The 18,960-nt window shown below is 53.6% G+C and carries 15 protein-coding genes; 8 read left to right on the plus strand and 7 right to left on the minus strand.

Annotated elements, in window-relative coordinates; all coding sequences use genetic code 11:
• Position 1: 1 nt before the first annotated feature.
• Complete coding sequence (locus R9X49_RS07090) at positions 2 to 1,702, minus strand: ribulokinase (protein WP_319847732.1); 1,701 nt, start codon at positions 1,700 to 1,702, stop codon at positions 2 to 4.
• A gap of 372 nt (positions 1,703 to 2,074) precedes the next feature.
• Between R9X49_RS07090 and R9X49_RS07095 the strand changes: the two genes are divergently transcribed.
• The 7 genes from R9X49_RS07095 (at position 2,075) to R9X49_RS07125 (ending at position 9,697) form a co-directional block, all read left to right on the plus strand.
• Positions 2,075 to 3,058: an arabinose ABC transporter substrate-binding protein gene (locus R9X49_RS07095; RefSeq protein WP_015840263.1), complete on the plus strand. Its 984-nt coding sequence runs from the start codon at positions 2,075 to 2,077 to the stop codon at positions 3,056 to 3,058.
• A 111-nt stretch (positions 3,059 to 3,169) separates the two neighbouring features.
• Entirely contained in the window at positions 3,170 to 4,693 is a 1,524-nt protein-coding gene (gene araG / locus R9X49_RS07100; protein ID WP_319847733.1) for an L-arabinose ABC transporter ATP-binding protein AraG, read from the plus strand.
• Between the two features lie 18 nt (positions 4,694 to 4,711).
• A complete protein-coding gene (araH, locus tag R9X49_RS07105) occupies positions 4,712 to 5,698 on the plus strand; it encodes an L-arabinose ABC transporter permease AraH (RefSeq protein ID WP_413775876.1) in 987 nt (328 codons plus the stop codon).
• Positions 5,699 to 5,761: 63 nt separating this feature from the next.
• Positions 5,762 to 6,694: an arabinose operon transcriptional regulator AraC gene (gene araC / locus R9X49_RS07110; RefSeq protein WP_263059614.1), complete on the plus strand. Its 933-nt coding sequence runs from the start codon at positions 5,762 to 5,764 to the stop codon at positions 6,692 to 6,694.
• 104 nt (positions 6,695 to 6,798) lie between these two features.
• A complete protein-coding gene (locus tag R9X49_RS07115; protein ID WP_319847734.1) occupies positions 6,799 to 7,845 on the plus strand; it encodes an oxidoreductase in 1,047 nt (348 codons plus the stop codon).
• Between the two features lie 152 nt (positions 7,846 to 7,997).
• The gene (locus R9X49_RS07120) at positions 7,998 to 8,990 is read left to right on the plus strand and encodes a bile acid:sodium symporter family protein (RefSeq protein ID WP_319847735.1); all 993 of its coding nucleotides are present in this window, start codon (positions 7,998 to 8,000) and stop codon (positions 8,988 to 8,990) included.
• A 242-nt stretch (positions 8,991 to 9,232) separates the two neighbouring features.
• Positions 9,233 to 9,697, plus strand: coding sequence for an SgcJ/EcaC family oxidoreductase (locus tag R9X49_RS07125; protein WP_319847736.1), 465 nt, complete (start codon positions 9,233 to 9,235; stop codon positions 9,695 to 9,697).
• Positions 9,698 to 9,793: 96 nt separating this feature from the next.
• Here the strand turns inward: R9X49_RS07125 and add are convergent, their stop codons facing one another.
• From add to manA, 4 genes are all read right to left on the minus strand, one after another.
• Positions 9,794 to 10,807 (minus strand): adenosine deaminase, encoded by a 1,014-nt coding sequence (gene add / locus R9X49_RS07130; RefSeq protein ID WP_319847737.1) that lies wholly within the window; start codon positions 10,805 to 10,807, stop codon positions 9,794 to 9,796.
• Between the two features lie 124 nt (positions 10,808 to 10,931).
• Entirely contained in the window at positions 10,932 to 11,909 is a 978-nt protein-coding gene (locus R9X49_RS07135) for an arsenic resistance protein (protein WP_319847738.1), read from the minus strand.
• Between the two features lie 99 nt (positions 11,910 to 12,008).
• Positions 12,009 to 13,559: a YdgA family protein gene (locus R9X49_RS07140; RefSeq protein WP_319847739.1), complete on the minus strand. Its 1,551-nt coding sequence runs from the start codon at positions 13,557 to 13,559 to the stop codon at positions 12,009 to 12,011.
• A gap of 138 nt (positions 13,560 to 13,697) precedes the next feature.
• Positions 13,698 to 14,870 carry a mannose-6-phosphate isomerase gene (manA, locus tag R9X49_RS07145; RefSeq protein WP_319847740.1) on the minus strand — a complete coding sequence of 391 codons (1,173 nt, stop codon included), beginning with the start codon at positions 14,868 to 14,870 and terminating at the stop codon, positions 13,698 to 13,700.
• 242 nt (positions 14,871 to 15,112) lie between these two features.
• Between manA and fumC the strand changes: the two genes are divergently transcribed.
• Positions 15,113 to 16,510, plus strand: coding sequence for a class II fumarate hydratase (gene fumC, locus R9X49_RS07150; RefSeq protein ID WP_319847741.1), 1,398 nt, complete (start codon positions 15,113 to 15,115; stop codon positions 16,508 to 16,510).
• A gap of 64 nt (positions 16,511 to 16,574) precedes the next feature.
• Here the strand turns inward: fumC and tus are convergent, their stop codons facing one another.
• Both tus and R9X49_RS07160 read right to left on the minus strand, forming a co-directional pair.
• Complete coding sequence (gene tus, locus R9X49_RS07155) at positions 16,575 to 17,510, minus strand: DNA replication terminus site-binding protein (protein WP_319847742.1); 936 nt, start codon at positions 17,508 to 17,510, stop codon at positions 16,575 to 16,577.
• A 168-nt stretch (positions 17,511 to 17,678) separates the two neighbouring features.
• A complete protein-coding gene (locus tag R9X49_RS07160) occupies positions 17,679 to 18,947 on the minus strand; it encodes an MFS transporter (protein ID WP_319847743.1) in 1,269 nt (422 codons plus the stop codon).
• Positions 18,948 to 18,960 lie beyond the last annotated feature (13 nt).

Raw genomic sequence — 18,960 nt, forward strand, 5'->3', positions numbered from 1 at the left:
ATTAGTTTTTTGCCGTAGACGTTGGGCTATAGGCGGGTTCCGCGAGGCGGCACCACTGCTGATAGCGCGCATAAAGCTGCTGATAACGGGCAACGCGCTGGCTGTCTGGCATTAAGGTGCGTTCGATGCCGCTGGCCATATGCTGCTGTGCTGTTGGGATATCGCCGTGAACGCCGGCGGCGACGGCGGCAAAGATTGCCGCGCCGAGCGCGCAGCACTGATCGGAAGCGACGATCTGCAAAGGACGATTCATCACATCGGTACAGACCTGCATGATGACGGGGGATTTCCGCGCGATGCCGCCCAGCGCCAGCACGTTCTCGACGGGAACGCCCTGATCTTCAAAGCATTCCATAATCGCGCGCGCGCCAAAGGCCGTCGCCGCAATAAAGCCGCCGAACAGCGTGGGGGCATCGGTACCCAGATTGAGATCGGTAATCACGCCTTTTAGGCGCTGATTGGCGAACGGCGTTCGGCGGCCGTTAAACCAGTCCAGCACGACAGGCAGGTGATCCAGCGTGGGATTTTCCGCCCAACTGCGGGTAAGCCGTTCCAGCAGTGTGGCTTCCATCGCCTGTAATGACGTTTTGAGTTCAGGATGACCTTGTTCGGCATAGTCTTTCGCCGCTTCCTGTAACGACCAGCCCAACAGCCGCCCAAACCAGGCGTACATGTCTCCGAAGGCGGACTGCCCGGCTTCGAGGCCGATATAGCCGGGAACAACACTGCCGTCGACCTGCCCGCAAATACCGGCGATGGTGCGATCGGCAATGCGCGCGTCGTCGGCGATCAGAATGTCGCAGGTGGAGGTGCCAATCACTTTAACCAGCGTATAAGGCTGTGCGCCTGCGCCGACGGTGCCGACATGGCAGTCAAACGCGCCGCCAGCCAGAATAACGGTCTCGGGAATACCGAGCCGCTGTGCCCACTCGGCGGTGATGGTGCCGACCGGCTGTTCGGCGGTCCAGGTATCGGTAAACAGCGGGTACTGTAATTTCTCTGTCAGGCAGGGATCGAGCGCGTGCAGGAAGTCTTTCGGCGGCAGTCCTCCCCAGCTTGGGTGCCAGAGTGATTTATGCCCGGCACTGCATCGACCACGGCGGATATCGGCAGGTGCCTGCGTGCCGGAAAGCAGGGCGGGCACCCAGTCGCACAGTTCTATCCAGGAGACGGCCGCCTGACGCACCGAGGCATCTTCACGCGAGACATGCAGGATTTTGGCCCAGAACCATTCGGACGAGTAAACGCCGCCAATATAACGGGTGTAATCCGGAAATTGGCCGCTCCGGCACAGCGTATTGATGGCTTCGGCTTCCTCTATTGCCGTGTGGTCTTTCCACAGCACGAACATCGCATTGGGGTTGTCGGCAAATTCGGGGCGTAGCGCGAGGATCTGACCTTGTTCATCAATCGGTGCGGGAGTAGACCCGGTCGAATCCACGCCGATGCCGATGATGTGTTGCCGCTGTTCGTTCGTCAGGCGGGAAACCACCACCTTAATCGCCTGTTCCAGCGATTCGATGTAGTCCAGCGGATGGTGTCGGAACTGGTTGTTGGCAGGCTGACAATATTTACCCTCGCGCCAGCGGGGGTAGTAGACCACTTCTGTTTCCAACTCTTGCCCGCTTTGGCAGTCAACGGCTAAGGCGCGTACCGAATCACTGCCGAAGTCGAGGCCAATCGTAATAGCGCCCGCACTCATGCTTTGCTCCTCATTAATCCCAGATCGTTGGTGTTTACGATAGGCAGGGACAGGAAGAGGCGGTTAGGAGCGGTTAGCTGGAAGTATGTATTTTTCTGTCGCCAGCAGCCATTTTGTGAAGCTCGTCAAAGGTTAATGATTGGTTAAAATTGCTAAATGTATGCACAAACCTGTCATTGTTCCGGGATGTGATAAAGCTCTATATTCGGACCGGAAATAACGACTAAAACATAAAGCGTCTGAATGCTACTGAGTAAAGGATTGCGCTAAGTCTGTGTTTTTCCTTTATCCAGACCGGAAATACCTTACCCACAACGTGAACGCGTTTCGGCGTTGCTGGCGAATGAAAAGATAATTACACCGGAGAACATCATGCATAAATTCACTAAGGCGCTGGCAGCAATCGGGTTGGCTGCGGTTATGTCACAATCAGCTATGGCGGAGAACTTAAAGCTGGGATTTCTGGTTAAACAGCCGGAAGAGCCCTGGTTCCAGACCGAATGGAAGTTCGCTGATAAAGCAGGAAAAGATCTCGGTTTTGATGTGATAAAAATTGCGGTTCCCGATGGGGAAAAGACCCTGAACGCGATTGACAGCCTGGCGGCCAGTGGAGCAAAAGGTTTCGTTATCTGTACGCCCGATCCGAAGTTGGGGCCTGCCATTATGGCAAAAGCGCGCAGCTACGATCTGAAAGTGATCGCGGTTGACGATCAGTTCGTGAACGCCAAAGGCCAGCCGATGGATACGGTGCCGCTGGTGATGATGGCGGCCACCAAGATTGGTGAGCGTCAGGGGCAGGAACTGTATAAAGAAATGAACAAACGCGGCTGGAAAGTGGATGAAACGGCCGTGATGGCGATTACCGCGAACGAACTGGACACCGCGCGTCGCCGTACCTCTGGTTCTATGGATGCGCTGAAGGCGGCGGGTTTCCCAGAAAAACAGATCTATCAGGTGCCGACCAAATCTAACGATATCCCCGGTGCGTTTGATGCCGCTAACTCCATGCTGGTTCAGCACCCCGGTGTGAAAAACTGGCTGATTATCGGCATGAACGACAATACCGTACTGGGTGGCGTGCGTGCGACGGAAGGTCAGGGCTTTAAAGCCGAAAACGTGATTGGTATCGGTATCAACGGCGTGGATGCGGTCAGCGAGCTGTCCAAAGGTCAGGCGACTGGCTTCTTTGGTTCACTGCTGCCGAGCCCGGATATTCACGGTTACAAGAGTATCCAGATGCTGAACGACTGGGTCACCAAAGGTGTAGAGCCGGAGAAATTCACCGAAGTGACCGACGTGGTGCTGATCACTCGTGACAACTTTAAGGTCGAACTGGAGAAAAAAGGCCTGATGTAATCACGCCTGATTTCGTCAAGACGCGGATAACGCCGATCGGCATGACGCTGGTCGACGTTATCCTGATCGAAGTTATCCGCGCTCTACCTGCATCGTTATGAGGAAACAGACATGACAGCACAGTCACCCTATTTGTCGTTTCATGGGATTGGTAAAGAATTTCCCGGTGTTAAGGCGCTTTCGGATATCAGTTTTTCCTGCCATGCCGGCCAGATCCATGCATTGATGGGGGAAAACGGGGCGGGCAAATCAACGCTGTTAAAGATCCTGAGCGGCAACTATTCACCGTCAGCGGGTGAAATCCATATTCAGGGCAAACCTGTGCAGTTTGCTAACACGATGGACGCCCTGAATGCGGGTGTTGCCATCATTTATCAGGAACTGCACCTGGTGCCGGAAATGACGGTCGCCGAGAACATCTATCTGGGGCAACTGCCGCATAAATACGGCATGGTGAACTATTCGATACTGCGCTATGAAGCCAAGCTCCAGCTACAGCATCTGGGACTGGATATCGATCCTGATACCCCGCTGAAATACCTGTCTATCGGGCAATGGCAGATGGTGGAAATCGCCAAGGCGTTGGCCCGCAACGCCAAAATTATTGCTTTTGATGAACCGACCAGTTCGCTGTCTGCCCGTGAGATCGAGCAGCTTTTTCGCGTGATTACGGAATTGCGCAGCGAAGGCCGGGTCATTTTGTACGTTTCGCACCGAATGGAAGAAATTTTTGCGCTGAGCGATGCCATTACCGTATTTAAAGATGGTCGCTATGTGCGCACGTTTGACGATATGCAGCAGGTGAACCATGAGTCGCTGGTACAGGCGATGGTAGGGCGTAACCTGGGGGATATCTATGGCTATGCGCCGCGTCCGCACGGCGAAGCGCGTTTGACGCTGAAAGACGTGAAAGCGCCGGGCGTGAAATCCACCGTGTCCCTGAACGTGAAGCAGGGGGAAATTGTCGGGCTATTTGGTCTGGTAGGCGCTGGCCGCAGCGAACTGATGAAAGGGCTGTTTGGCGCGACCAAAATCACTGGCGGTCAGGTGCTGCTGGATGGCAAGCCGCTGGTGGTGAATTCCCCCATCGACGCGATTCGCCAGGGCGTGATGCTCTGCCCAGAAGATCGTAAAGCGGACGGTATCATTCCTGTCCACTCGGTGCGTGACAACATCAATATCAGCGCAAGACGTAAGAGCCTGAAAGCCGGTTTTATTATTAATAATCAGTGGGAGGCGGATAACGCCTCGGAACGGATTGCGGCGCTGAATATCAAAACGCCGTCCGATGAACAGCTGATTATGAATCTTTCCGGCGGAAACCAGCAGAAAGCCATTCTTGGCCGCTGGCTGTCCGAAGAGATGAAGGTCATTTTGCTCGATGAACCCACGCGCGGCATTGACGTTGGCGCGAAGCACGAAATTTATCATGTCATCTATGAACTGGCGAATCAGGGGATCGCGGTGCTGTTTGCCTCCAGCGATTTACCAGAAGTGCTTGGGCTAGCCGACCGGATTATCGTCATGCGCGAAGGGGCGATTTCCGGCGAACTGCTGCATGCCGATGCCACGGAGCAGAAGGTGCTCAGTCTGGCTATGTTACGAACCCCCGATATCGAATCTGCGGTTGCCTGACCGCGAAGGAGCAAAATAATGTCAACGGTTACGTCTGCAACCTCAGAGAAGAAGAACGGCAGTTCGGGGTTATCCCGCATTTGGGATAACTACGGCATGCTGGTGGTTTTTGCCGTGCTGTTTCTTGGCTGTGCGATATTTGTCCCGAATTTCGCGACGTTTATCAATATGAAAGGGCTGGGGCTGGCGATCTCCATGTCCGGCATGGTGGCCTGCGGGATGCTGTTCTGTCTGGCTTCTGGCGATTTCGACCTGTCGGTGGCCTCCATTATTGCCTGCGCCGGGGTGGCCACGGCAGTGGTGATCAATATCAGCGAGAGCCTGTGGATCGGGGTGAGTGCCGGGCTGCTGCTGGGCGTGGTGTTCGGTTTGCTCAACGGGTTTGTGATTGCCCGTTTGAAGATCAACGCGCTGATCACCACGCTGGCGACGATGCAGATTGCACGTGGTCTGGCGTACATCATTTCCGATGGTAAAGCGGTAGGGATTGAAGATGAGCGTTTCTTCGCGCTGGGCTATGCCAACTGGCTGGGCTTACCTGCGCCAATCTGGATCACTATCGGCTGCATGATTCTGTTTGGGCTGCTGCTGAACAAAACCACGTTTGGCCGCAATACGCTGGCGATTGGGGGCAATGAAGAAGCGGCGCGTCTAGCCGGGGTACCGGTGGTGCGTACCAAGATCATCATTTTCGCTTTGTCCGGCCTGGTGTCAGCCGCTGCGGGGATCATTTTGGCCTCGCGCATGACCAGCGGCCAGCCGATGACCTCCATCGGATATGAGCTGATCGTGATTTCTGCCTGTGTGCTGGGGGGGGTGTCGCTGAAGGGCGGGATCGGTAAAATTTCTTACGTGGTGGCCGGCGTACTGATTTTGGGTACGGTGGAGAACGCGATGAACCTGCTGAATATCTCGCCGTTTGCCCAGTATGTGGTGCGCGGTCTGATTCTGCTGGCGGCGGTTATCTTCGACCGCTACAAACAGCTGGCGAAGAAAACGGTATAAATGCCTGTGCGGCAGGTCAGAGCCTGCCGCTTTCTCTCATAACTAGCGTGTACCGGAGGCTCGATGTATCACCGTATGGCGCATGAATCTCAGCCTAATCCGCTGCTGCCGGGATATTCGTTCAACGCTTACCTCGTGGCAGGTCTGACGCCGATTTTGGCAGAAGGACCGCTCGACTTCTTTATCGATCGCCCCGATGGTATGAAAGGCTACATCATTAATCTCACCATGAAAGGACAGGGCCAGGTCTTTGATGGCGATGAGACCTTTTTCTGCAATCCTGGCGATCTGCTGCTGTTCCCGCCGAAATCGAAGCATTTCTATGGTCGTTCACCGAGCAGTGACTGCTGGTATCACCGCTGGGTCTATTTTCGCCCGCGTGCCTACTGGGCCGACTGGCTGGAATGGCATACCAAAAGCAGCGGCATTGGCCGCATGAGCCTGCCGAATAACCAGTTACTACTGGAGTTCGACAGGCTGTTTGCCAATATAGAGCAGACGCAGCGTTCCGGGCGTCGTTTTTCAGAAGAGTTGGGCATGAATCTGCTGGAACGCCTGTTGCTCCGCGCGATGGAAGAAGATCCGCAGAGCCCGCAGAAGATCATGGATCCGCGCGTGATAGAAGCCTGCCAGTTTATTACCAGCAATCTGGCCGGAGAGCTGCGTATTGACGAAGTCGCACGGCACGTTTGTCTGTCGCCGTCGCGGCTGGCGCATCTGTTCCGTGAACAGGTGGGCATTAATATTTTGCGCTGGCGTGAAGATCAGCGTGTCATCCGCGCCAAGCTGTTATTGCAGACAACGCAGGAATCTATCGCCAACATTGGCCGCGTGGTGGGGTATGACGACCAGCTTTATTTCTCACGCGTGTTCCGTAAGCGAGTCGGCGTCAGCCCCAGTGATTTCCGCCGTCGCAGCAGTGAAATCAACTATCCGGCAGCCAAAACGTTGCCTGTAGCGTGGGGAGAGCGGATGCCCAATGCCGTAGGCGGCTAACGAATCAGATTCCCCTGACTATTATCCCTCTCTGCAATCTGGCGGATGACGGGTATATACTGAGTGAGAAATCACAAAGTCAAAATAAGTTAAGGGGAATCGTCATGAGTGAGACCGTTCGTGTTGGACTGCTGGGCTACGGCTATGCCAGTAAGACATTCCACGCGCCGTTGATTGCAGGTACGGCAGGTATGGAGCTGGTGGCTGTGTCCAGCAGCAGTGCTGAAAAAGTGCATGCGGATTGGGCAAATCTGCGAGTAGAGAAAGACCCTCAGGCGTTATTTAACGATCCCGATATTGACCTCATTGTTATTCCTACCCCCAATGACACGCACTTCCCGCTAGCGAAACAGGCTCTGGAAGCGGGCAAACATGTCGTCGTCGATAAGCCTTTTACGGTGACGTTGTCACAAGCATACGACTTGGGTGCCATCGCCGACCGTGTCGGAAAAATGCTTTCTGTTTTCCATAACCGCCGTTGGGACAGCGATTTTCTGACGCTGAAACAGCTGCTGTCAGCGGGAACGTTAGGGAATGTGGTGTACATGGAATCACATTTCGATCGCTTCCGCCCTGAAGTTCGCCAGCGCTGGCGTGAAGACGGCAGCGAAGGCAGCGGGATCTGGTACGATCTGGGGCCGCACTTGCTTGATCAGGCATTAGAGCTGTTTGGTTTGCCGGTGGCGATTCAGGTGGACATGGCGCAACTGAGACCGGGGAGTAAGGCAACGGATTATTTCCATGCGACGCTGATTTACCCACAGCGCCGGGTGGTTCTGCACGCCAGCATGCTGGCGGCGGCGGCTTCTGCACGTTATACCGTGCACGGCACGCGCGGCAGCTTTGTAAAATACGGGCTCGACCCGCAGGAAGATCGTCTGAAAGCGGGTGAACGTCCACCGCTGGCCGATTGGGGACAGGATAAGCGTGATGGCGTGCTGACGCTGTCTCGTGATGGCATCACGGCGGAGCAAACGGTCGCCACGATTCCGGGCAACTATCCGGCTTACTATGCCGCCGTACGCGATGCGCTGCTCGGTAAAGGAGAAAACCCCGTTAGCGTGCATCAGGCCATTCAGGTGATGGAACTGATCGAACTGGGGCTGCTTTCTCATGAGCAGAAAAAAGCCGTCACGCTGAAAAATAGCTAGATTTACCGCGTTTTATTCCAGATAGTTAACGGTTTGTTTAAACAGGCGATCTTAGGATCGCCGTAGACTGCTGTTTTTGGGCGATCTTCGGGTCGCCCGTCTTGTTAGGGTATGAATTAGATCGATAACAGGCTAGGGGAAAGGTGTCAGGCATGGGGTGGTTACAACGGTTACGCATTGATAAGTTTTTATTGGTTCTGATTCTGGTTGTGCTGACGGCGTCGATTCTTCCTGCTGAAGGCGGCGTGAAGGTCTTCTTTGAGTATCTGACAACGGCGGCGATTGCTCTCCTGTTCTTTATGCACGGCGCAAAGCTCTCGCGCGAAGCGATTACCGCAGGGATGGGGCACTGGCGTTTGCATTTGGTGGTGTTTGCCAGCACGTTTATTCTGTTCCCGCTGCTGGGCATCGGCATGAGCCTGCTGTCGCCAGTTGTGCTGACGCCGACCTTGTATCTTGGCTTCCTCTATCTGTGTGCGCTTCCAGCGACGGTGCAATCGGCGATTGCTTATACCTCAATGGCTGGCGGCAACGTGGCGGCGGCGATCTGTAGTGCATCTGCATCCAGTATTTTAGGCGTGTTTCTTTCGCCGATTCTGGTCGGTTTGTTGATGCACACGCAGGGCGGAGAAACGGATACGCTGCATGCTATCGGTTCCATTATCATGCAGCTGATGGTGCCTTTCGTGATTGGCCATCTGTCTCGTCCCCTAATTGCGGGCTGGGTCGATCGCCACCGTAAGTTGATTAATATTACTGACCGGTCATCAATTCTTTTGGTGGTCTATGTCGCTTTCAGCGAAGCGGTTGTGCAGGGGATTTGGGGACAAATCAACGGCTGGTCATTGCTCGCCGTCGTTGGCTGTTCGATGGTGCTGTTAGCGATTGTGCTGGTGGTCAATACGCTGGCGGCCCGCAAGCTGGGCTTTAACACCGCCGATGAAATCACCATTGTCTTCTGTGGTTCGAAGAAGAGCCTGGCGAATGGGATCCCGATGGCAAACGTACTGTTTCCTGCCGCGGCTGTCGGAGCGATGGTGTTGCCGCTGATGATTTTCCATCAAATTCAGCTGATGGTTTGTGCTGCCTTGGCCCAACGTTATGCCAAACGGCTGCACAAGGAACAGGATACGCCTCGTCAGTAAGAGATTATCGGTCTCTCCATCATACAAAACGCCCTCGGTCTTACACAGGCCGAGGGCGTTGTCATTGGTAACAACCACTTGTAACCACACGGAAATACAAGAAATAATCTATTGCAGTGATAGTTTCATAGATTTATTACTTTTTCGATCTGTTACGTTATAACAAGTGTGGCTCATCGAGATGCGTTATCGATAGAGCAGGACACAATTGACGATAATTATTAGTTGAGATCGAGGGAAATATGTTTAAAAAAACGGTGTTAACTTTAGCGATGTTAGGGACGCTGGCTTCCGCATCTGTGCAGGCTGCTCAGAGTATGGAATGTGTAAAAACCAGCAAAAAAGAAATTGCGTCGTTATTTGACCGTTGGAATGCATCGCTACAGACGGGGGATGCGAAGATGGTGGCGAAAAACTATGCGCCAGACGCGGTGCTGCTGCCGACGCTGTCCGATAAACCGCGTACGACTGACGCAGAGCGCATTGATTACTTCGAACACTTCCTGGCGAAAAAGCCGGTTGGCAAGATTGATACCAGCACGATCCGTATCGGCTGTAATAAGGCCGTTGATACCGGAACCTACACCTTCACATTCGGTGATGGTAGCGTAGCCAAAGCGCGCTATACCTACACTTACGCCTGGGACGCGAAACAGAAGCAGTGGTTGATCACCACGCACCATTCTTCGGCGAACCCGACCAGCTGATCTCTGTAACTTATCGGTAATAAATTCGTGTCAAACGGCTAACAAAAGTTAGCCGTTTTTTCGTGTCGCACAAGGTGGTTATAGCCGATCGTGCTATCAGGCAGCGTTACGTTTCCGCAGAACCTTTTCACGCAGTTGCTGCTTTTCCTGCTCGCTGATAAACGCAATGTTCAGGCCGTTTTCCTGCGCTTTACGGGTTTCTACCGTTGTCAGGCCGGCAAGTGGTGCGGCGACTTCATATTCGTGACGGATCTCTATGCCCTGAACCGCTGGGTCGTCCGTATTGATCGTGGCGGGGATTTCATAACGCAGGAAGTGGATGAGCGGGTGCTTATCCAGGGATTCCACCGTACTGGTCTGAATGTTGGATGTCAGGCAGGATTCAATACCGATCCCATGTTCTGCCATGTGCGTCATCAGACGCGGATCGATAATGGCGGTCACGCCGTGTCCGATACGCTCTGCGCCCAGATGATTAATCGCCTGCCAGATACTTTCCGGCCCGGCCGCTTCACCGGCGTGAACCGTGATGTGCCAACCGGCATCGCGAGCCTGTCGGAAATGGGAAGTGAATAGCGCACCAGGGTGTCCCAGCTCATCACCAGCCAGATCGAGTGCGACGATGCGGTCACGCTGGGACAGCAGGGCATCCAACTCTTGTTGGCACGCCTCGGTGCCGAATGTCCGGCTCATGATGCCAATCAGGCGAATATCGGTATCGAAATCACGGCAGCCCGCGGTAATGCCGTCGATCACTGCTTCAACCACGCCAGCAACCGGAAGCTTGTGGTTCATCGCCATATAGTAGGGGGAGAAACGCAGTTCGGCGTAATCCAAGCCGGCTTTCACGGCATCTTCAACGTTCTCATAAGCGACGCGGCGACAGGCGTCCAGTGAACCGAGCACGGCTACGCCCCAGTCGAGTTTTTGTAAAAAGCTCACCAGGTCAGGTTCATTTTTGGTGACCTGAACGTGAGGTCGAAGCGCTTCAAGATCGCGGGCAGGTAACGCTACATTGTACTGGTGTCCGAGCTCCAGAATACTCTGGGCACGGATATTGCCATCCAAATGGCGGTGGATATCCGTCAATGGCAGGTGTAAATCAATCATAATGTTATTGTCTGATTACTGTTTTTCGTACGACAAAGTATAAAAAGAAATCGTGGTAAATAGCCAATTGTTACCGCTGAAACTCGAACTCCCTGAACAATCATTGAGCAAAAAAAACAAGCTGTTATTGCTTTTCCTGCCCTGCGTCACGAGCGTTCAACTTAGGGATCGCCCGGATATAAATGAGCTCGCTGATTAATTCCACTAAGGTTTGGCTGACGATGACCGCGGGAAGTAGCGGCAGCGCGCCCGGTATAGCCAGCGCCAGCGGCAAGATAACCAGAGAATTACGCGTACTGGCGCTAAAGGCCACAGCGCGTCCGCCAGTGGAATCCAACCGGAACGCGCGGCCAGTGAACCAGCCGAGTAGCGGTGCCAGTAGCGCGAAGAGTAGGTAAAACGGTACCGCAAGCAGCACGGTCGCCCAGGTGGCGCGCAGCTGTGGAATAACCGCCGCCACCACGATAAACAGCACTAGTGCGGTAGCCGGAACGGGGAGATAGCCGAATGCATCTGTAAATATCGCTATCGTGCGCTGGCGTGCCGCCAGCCATTGCAGAAGCGCTGCCAGCGCTAAAGGCACGGCAATCAGCCAGATAAACGCATTGATAAAGGGGGCGAAGACGATGAGCCCGGCGGCGTCGTGGCCGAGAAATAGCGTCAGGTAGAAGGGCAAGGCCAGCATTTGCAGCAACAGTAAAATAGGCGTTGCGGCCAACAGGCGCGCGGCATCGGCACGCCCCAGATGCGCGAATGTCACCACGTAGTCAATACAGGGGGCGAGTAACACCAGTATGATGCCCAGCTTCACCAGCGGTTCGGCAGGGAGAAAGGGCAGCAGCGCCGCGACCAGCAAGGGAATCACGATGAAGTTGGCAACGAGCAGTGCGCCGATGAATCTGATCTGAGTGATGCTTTTTCCGATCGTGGTCAGCGGCACTTGCAGGAACGTGACAAACAGCATCAGCGCCAGCGCCGGATTAATCGTGACATCCCATTGCTCAGTTTCTGGCAGCACCATAGCCGTTGCCACCGCCGCTATCACGGCAACAAAGTAGATCGCGGCCTGATGGGATTCCAGAAAGGGTTTTAACGCGGACATGGAGTTATCTCAACATCAAACGGAAGAGGTCGGGCAGAAAAAACGGTGGCTGAACTGCGGCCACCGTGTGTTTTAGCACGTCATATTACCGGGTATGGCTTACTGTGCCGGTGGCGTGACGGGCTCTTCCTGTGCACCAGGCAGAGACTCTTCACCTTCTTCCGTTGGAACGGAGAAGTAAGGGGCAATGAAGTCGGCCAATGCTATTTTGTTGCCGTTGAAGTCAATTTGACCATCGGCATAGTGCAGTGAACTGGTAATCGCGTTGTCTTTCGTGACGCTCAACTGGTTCTCCTGACCCATATCGGCCATCATATTAACCTGTTGTTTCGCCATGTCTGCCAGCTGCTTTTGCTCTTCCGCATTGGCTGTTTTGGGCGCGCTCAGTACCATCAACTCCGCCAGCATATCCAGCGGCAGATTGAGTTTGGCATCGAGTTTTTTGACCGACTGACGAATGATTTTTTCTTCATCCGAGAGGGTCGGATCATTCGCTTTATCCGTGCTCTGCAATGGATCGGTTAAATCCAGCGCCAGCGTAAACGTCCCTTCACCTTTGCTGTTTTTCCAACTAATGGGGGAAATCTCAATGCTTGGGTTGCCTTTCAGCAACTGTGGCAGGTATTGCAGAACAGACATGGCGACGTCGTGCTGGTAAGCATCGGGATCCACAACGGCGGTATCCTGCAACAGTTTCTGCACTTTTTCCTGATAGGCGGTGAGGAACTGCTTGGTGCCTGCGCCATCAAGCTGTGAGATGGACATGTTTACGTTACCAGAGCCCAGATTACGGTCACCGATAACTAAGGAACCCAGCGACACTGCCATTTTGCCCGCCAGATTCTTGTCATCTTCCGTTGAGCTGCTTTGCAGAGAGAAGTCGTTCAGGGTTACGGGATCGCCGCCTTCTACGGTAAACGTCATCGCTTTAAAGGACAGGCTGCCATCGCCGAGATCAAGATCGAATTTGCCTTTTTGATTGGTCCCTTTGATGGCGAAATCGGCGATATCGACGTTCTCTGTCTGGCCCCAGGCATTTTTCCTTTCCATCTTCACGCTGCTGATGGTGGTGTCCAGTTTGCTGCTGCGCAGATCGTGCCCGATATCCACCAGCGCTTCCGCGCCGCTGAAGGAGAATTTCTGTTCTGGCGATTGGTGGTCGATAGGAGCCAGCGTCACGAGTGACTGCGTATCACCGTTGTAGGCGACACGAGTTTCGGACGTAAAGAACGGCTTATCCTTCGTTAGCTCAAACCAGGCTTTAACTGCTGGCGTGTTGGCTAGCTCGGTATGGACAGAAGCCATCGCCGGGACGAGGTTGAATTTCTTGAGCTGTGCCAGCGGGAATGGGCCGTGAGATACCGTTTCGTTGAAGACCAGTTCTTCACCGGGGGCGAGGAACTGTGCGCCTTTTGCTGTACCGTCTGTCTGTAAAACATAGGACAGCGTGCTGCTGAAAATGCCGCCCTGATAGTCGCGATAGACGACTTTCAATCCAGCGTTCGGGTAGGATTGCTTGAGTTTAGTATTCAGCGTATCGGTAAAACCATCAATCTGCTGAGCCAACTGTTTGCCGGTGTACCAGGATGCGCCGGTCCAGACGGCACCCAGAGCAACAATAATGCCTACGGCGACTAACGACTTCTTCATTTTTATTCATCCTTTAGTAAAAAAATGCGCGTTTTCAACGCGAAACGCTGGTAACTATCACGCAACTAACGACCACACAATTAACTATCACCGCAATGTGTTACGCGATGTGTGGGTCGCGACAGCGTATGGAACAAGTTATCGGTTAAATACGCGAGCGAGACGCCCCTGTCCCTCAACCGTTATCGGTGACTCACTGGCGGAAATAAAGCAGGATTCCCCCGGGCGCAGCGAGAGCCGCTGCTCATTTTTTTGCAGGACGGCGTGGCCGTCAACACAAAATACAATGGCGGCACTGTCCTGGCTGAGCGTTTGCGGACTCTGGGTCAGTTCGTGCAGCGAAAAAGCAAAATCATCAATAGGGATCGGGAAGCTGAGTTCATTACCCTGTCGGAGTGGCGTCGTCAGCAGTTGGTTTGCGGGTTTGGCTTCAAACACGACATTATCCAGCAGCTCTGGAATATCAATGTATTTCGGCGTGAGCCCGGCCCGCAGCACGTTATCCGAGTTCGCCATGACTTCTAGTGCCACGCCTTTCAGATAGGCATGCGGCGTTTGAGCAAACAGGAACATGGCTTCGCCAGGCTGAAGCGTAATGACGTTCAGCAGCAGCGGGGAGAACAATCCGCTGTCATCGGAATAGTATTGTGTAATCGCGCGGATGGTCGCCCAAGGCTCGTCATTTTGACTGTTTAACGCGGCCTTTAGTACGCCGAGCGCACGTGATTTTTGCTCACCTTCCATACTCAACAGATTGGTGAACAGCATGGCGAGGTTCTTCGCGTCGGGCTGTTGTAAAAACGCCGCGATTGACGGATGTGCGCTGGCAACCGGTTCCAGCAGGCGCACAATTTCAGATAATTCTCGGAACCCGTTCATGGCCTGAAAAGGGGTTAGTGCATAGACCAGTTCCGGTTTGTGATTGGCGTCTTTGTAGTTTCTTTCGGCTGCATCTAGCGCGATACCAGCGGCATTCTCTTTCGCAAAGCCTTGTTCTGCCGATGTTTTACTAGGGTGAACCTGAATGGAAAGCGGCTGTTCCGCGCACAATACCTTAAATAAAAAGGGCAGTTCGCCAAAACGTTGCGCAATCGTTGCGCCAAGATGCGTCGTTGCGTCTTCGGAAATAATGTCCCGCAGGTTACGGGTGTTGCCTTTTTCATCAATAATCGCCGAACTGCTTTTAGGATGGGCGCCCATCCAAAGTTCTGCCATCGGTAAATTATTAGGATTATCAATGCCGTATAGCTCAGTTAAGGCGTGTTTGCTGCCCCAGGCGTAGTGCTGGACACAGTTGAGCATTTTTTGCATGTCGGCTTCCTGCTATTACATTAATTGTTAATTTCTGTGATGCTAGCTGTTAATTACTTGAGTGATTATGAATACACTGCATCTTCTTCGCTTCATGGTAATGTTTTATGTAGCGCGATGCCAGACAGTGTTAGTAGACACAATAAGTGTGTTATCAGGCCAGTGGGTGTTATCAGAATAGGCCCAGCGATGTGATTCAATGTCTTCTACTAGTTGAATGTGTATTTTAAGGAGGAAAGGTAATGAGCACGACGCGTAGTGAAAAAGACTCAATGGGACCGATTGACGTTCCTGCTGAACGTTTATGGGGCGCACAAACGCAGCGGTCGCTGGAACACTTCCGTATTTCTGAAGAGAAAATGCCACGTGCGCTGATTTATGCATTGGCGCAAACCAAGCGCGCGGCGGCCCGCGTCAACATGGATCTCACGCTTCTGCCTGCCGATCGGGGAAATGCGATTATTCAGGCGGCGGACGAAGTGTTAGCGGGCAAGCATGCCGGGGAATTCCCGTTAGCGATCTGGCAAACGGGATCTGGCACGCAAAGCAATATGAATATGAACGAGGTGTTGGCTAACCGCGCCAGTGAACTGCTGGGGGGAGAGCGGGGCAACAATCGGCTGGTTCATCCCAATGATGATGTAAACAAAAGTCAGAGTTCCAACGACGTCTTCCCTACGGCGATGCATGTCGCTGCCGTGGTCGCGATCAACGAACACCTGATTCCTGAGTTGAAGACGCTACACGCCACGCTGGCGTCGAAGGCTGAACAGTTTAAGGATATCGTCAAGATCGGTCGTACGCATTTACAGGATGCGACGCCGCTGACGCTGGGACAGGAAATCTCCGGCTGGGCCGCGATGTTGCAGCATAACCTGAAGCATATCGAAAACAGCGTCCCGCACATTTGCGAGCTGGCGCTGGGCGGTACCGCGGTTGGTACGGGGCTGAACACGCACCCTGAATATGCGGTGCGCGTGGCGGCGGAACTGGCGAAACTAACCGGTCAGCCGTTTGTCACCTCGCCGAATAAATTTGAAGCGCTGGCGACCTGTGATGCACTGGTTCACGGGCACGGAGCCTTGAAGGGGCTGGCCGCATCGTTAATGAAGATTGCCAACGATGTGCGCTGGCTGGCTTCTGGCCCGCGCTGTGGTATCGGTGAACTGAGTATTCCTGAAAACGAACCGGGCAGCTCCATCATGCCAGGCAAGGTCAATCCAACCCAGTGTGAAGCGCTGACCATGCTGTGCTGTCAAGTTATGGGCAATGATGTCGCCGTGAATATCGGCGGGGCGTCCGGTAATTTTGAGCTGAACGTGTACCGCCCGATGGTGATTCATAACTTCCTGCAATCGATTCGCCTGCTGGCTGATGGTATGAAGAGCTTCGATGAGCACTGTGCGGTGGGGATCGAACCGAATCGCGATCGCATCAATCAACTACTGAATGAATCGCTAATGCTGGTAACGGCGCTGAATACGCACATCGGCTATGACAAAGCGGCAGAAATTGCCAAGAAAGCGCACAAAGAAGGGCTGACGCTGAAGGCCGCTGCGCTCAAACTGAACTACCTAACCGAAGCGCAGTTTGATGAGTGGGTTCGGCCAGAAGATATGGTCGGTAGCCTGAAAAAGTAATGGCGCGGTAGTTAGCGCGTTATTCCGTAGCCTGCTGGTGTTTATCAGCAGGCTTTTTTCTTTTTCATTCCGGTGCATCGGTATACAGGTGTAAACGTGGGATGAGCAGGCGAAGTTCGGCTGCTTTCGGTTTGTGTTTATGCTTGATATTGTTGGCATCATAAGGGTTGAGTTCACCGATAATCGGCACATCGCCGCCTGACTCCAGTTGGCAAAGCACGAGCAGGGGGGACGGGCAGGGATGCTGAACCTGTTTCTGCTGTTCGGGATACCAAACGCGTGCGATGGGCTGCACTTTGACCGGGCGTTTGATTTTCAAGACCGCTTCTTCCGGCAGCGGCAAGACCGCGTCAATCTCCTGTTCTATATGCTCAATCCACTGCGCTTTGGTATACGGTGCTGCGTTTTTTGCCGCATTCAGGCTCTTGGTTAGCTGTTCCAGCAATTCCACACGCGTCATATTTTTAATGATGTGCTTGTTCGCCCAGCCAAAGCGGACTGACGCTGGGTTCGTTATGAGCGTCAACGAACGGTAAGCGCTCAACGTGATCAATCCTTTCAAATGCGTGTGGACGAACTCAAAGCGCTGTTCTGGCTCCAGCCCCGATTCGACGGTAATAATCTGCTCCAGCTCTTTTTTCAGCGCGTTAATTTCCGCGATGAGTGACTGTGCCTGCTGATACTGGGCGGCGTTGACGGAAAAGCAGAGTGCTCCTGGCAAGCGGATCGCGCTTTTACTGCTGAGTGTTTCGGGGTAGTGGTGAATGAACAGACGCTGAAAGTGCGCTAGTCCTTTATCGCTTGCCTCCTGCCCAACGTACTGCGTGACGGTGATATGCTCAATCGGGTCATGTTCCGCTCCTTTTTCCACCGGGGGAAGGGAATAGACGCGACCGACAAGTAGCCGATACTCGGCAAACTGTTGTTGCATCAGGGCCAGTTTCTTCTCTAACGACTGGAAAGTGTGATTCATACGATCGATTAGCGTATAGCGGTTCATAATCTACGTCATTTTAGTTACAACATACTTATATTTATACTAACAAACACACACTTCGGCAACTGTGGATATCATCGTTTTCAGCAGAGCTGGTGGGGAAATACAGGGGAGTGAAAGGAACAGCGCGGAGTTTACCTTGATTCGAGTAAACTCCGGTAAGAAAGGTGTTTAAAGCCGTTTTTTAAGTATCAGGCTGACTCCCAGCGCGAGCAGTAAGAGTGCGCTCAGAAATACGGTGATCCCCATCCAGCCGAATGCATGCCAGAAGAATCCGCCCAGCGTGCCGGCCAGGCTTGAGCCCAGATAATAAGAAAAGAGATACATTGATGACGCCTGACCTTTCGCGCGCCGTGCCCGTTGGCCAATCCAACTGCTGGCTACCGAGTGCGCCGCGAAGAAGCCGGCGGTAAAGAGCATCATCCCGCCAAAGATAGCGAATACCGGTGTCAGCGCCGTTATCCCCAGCCCTACCAGCATCAGGAGGATAGAAATGCTTAGCACCGGGCCGCGTCCGTAGCGCGCGGTTAATGCCCCGGCTTTTGGCGAGCTGTAACTTCCGGTGAGGTAAACCACGGAAAGTAAACCAACCACCGCCTGACTGAGTAAATACGGTGGGGCTAACAGCCGATATCCAATGTAATTAAACAGGGTAACGAACGCCCCCATCAGTAAAAACCCCTGAAGGAACAGCAGAGGCAAACCCGCATCGCGCCAGTGCAGTTTGCTATTCAGCAACAACGTTTTCGGCCGTAGCGATCCGGGGCGGAAATGGCGTGATTCGGGCAGAATACGCCAGAAGGTTATCGCCGCAATGAGCGCCAGTACGCCGATTGTGCCGATGGCAACTCGCCACGGAAAATAGTCCGTCAAGACCCCGCTGACCAAACGACCGCTCATGCCGCCAATCGAGTTGCCGCTGATATATAGCCCCATCGAGAACGCTAACACGCTGGGATGAATTTCTTCACTCAGGTAACTCATGGCGACCGCCGCGACGCCGCTTAGCGACAGGCCAATCATTGCCCGCATGATCAATACGCCGTTCCAACTGGTCATAAATGCGCAAATCACGGTACAGAGCGCAGCCAGCATTAAGGACACGACCATGACATTCTTACGACCAATCGTGTCGGAGAGCGGGCCAGTGAACAGTAGCCCGAACGCCAGCATCACGGTTGATACGGAAAGCGACAAACTACTGGTGGCCGGCGAAATACCGAAATCCTGAGACAGCACTGGCAGCAACGGCTGAACACAATACAGCAGAGCAAACGTCGCTAATCCGGCAGAAAACAGCGCCAGCGTGACGCGCATAAATTGTGGCGTACCACGGGCAATATAGGGGGTTTTACCCGAAGATCTCAGGGCAATATCATCCGCATCGTCGGCCGCAGAAAGGGGCCAGTCGTTCGGTGCAGAAGATGGCAGGTTACTCACAATAATTCCTTAC

This window comes from Pectobacterium carotovorum, assembly GCF_033898505.1.
GTDB lineage: Bacteria > Pseudomonadota > Gammaproteobacteria > Enterobacterales > Enterobacteriaceae > Pectobacterium > Pectobacterium carotovorum_J.

Coding starts and splice junctions, on each gene's coding strand:
- R9X49_RS07090 (WP_319847732.1), bottom strand. CDS start 1,702: ATGAGTGCGGGCGCTATTACGATTGGCCTCGACTTCGGCAGTGATTCG.
- R9X49_RS07095 (WP_015840263.1), top strand. CDS start 2,075: ATGCATAAATTCACTAAGGCGCTGGCAGCAATCGGGTTGGCTGCGGTT.
- araG (WP_319847733.1), top strand. CDS start 3,170: ATGACAGCACAGTCACCCTATTTGTCGTTTCATGGGATTGGTAAAGAA.
- araH (WP_413775876.1), top strand. CDS start 4,712: ATGTCAACGGTTACGTCTGCAACCTCAGAGAAGAAGAACGGCAGTTCG.
- araC (WP_263059614.1), top strand. CDS start 5,762: ATGTATCACCGTATGGCGCATGAATCTCAGCCTAATCCGCTGCTGCCG.
- R9X49_RS07115 (WP_319847734.1), top strand. CDS start 6,799: ATGAGTGAGACCGTTCGTGTTGGACTGCTGGGCTACGGCTATGCCAGT.
- R9X49_RS07120 (WP_319847735.1), top strand. CDS start 7,998: ATGGGGTGGTTACAACGGTTACGCATTGATAAGTTTTTATTGGTTCTG.
- R9X49_RS07125 (WP_319847736.1), top strand. CDS start 9,233: ATGTTTAAAAAAACGGTGTTAACTTTAGCGATGTTAGGGACGCTGGCT.
- add (WP_319847737.1), bottom strand. CDS start 10,807: ATGATTGATTTACACCTGCCATTGACGGATATCCACCGCCATTTGGAT.
- R9X49_RS07135 (WP_319847738.1), bottom strand. CDS start 11,909: ATGTCCGCGTTAAAACCCTTTCTGGAATCCCATCAGGCCGCGATCTAC.
- R9X49_RS07140 (WP_319847739.1), bottom strand. CDS start 13,559: ATGAAGAAGTCGTTAGTCGCCGTAGGCATTATTGTTGCTCTGGGTGCC.
- manA (WP_319847740.1), bottom strand. CDS start 14,870: ATGCAAAAAATGCTCAACTGTGTCCAGCACTACGCCTGGGGCAGCAAA.
- fumC (WP_319847741.1), top strand. CDS start 15,113: ATGAGCACGACGCGTAGTGAAAAAGACTCAATGGGACCGATTGACGTT.
- tus (WP_319847742.1), bottom strand. CDS start 17,510: ATGAACCGCTATACGCTAATCGATCGTATGAATCACACTTTCCAGTCG.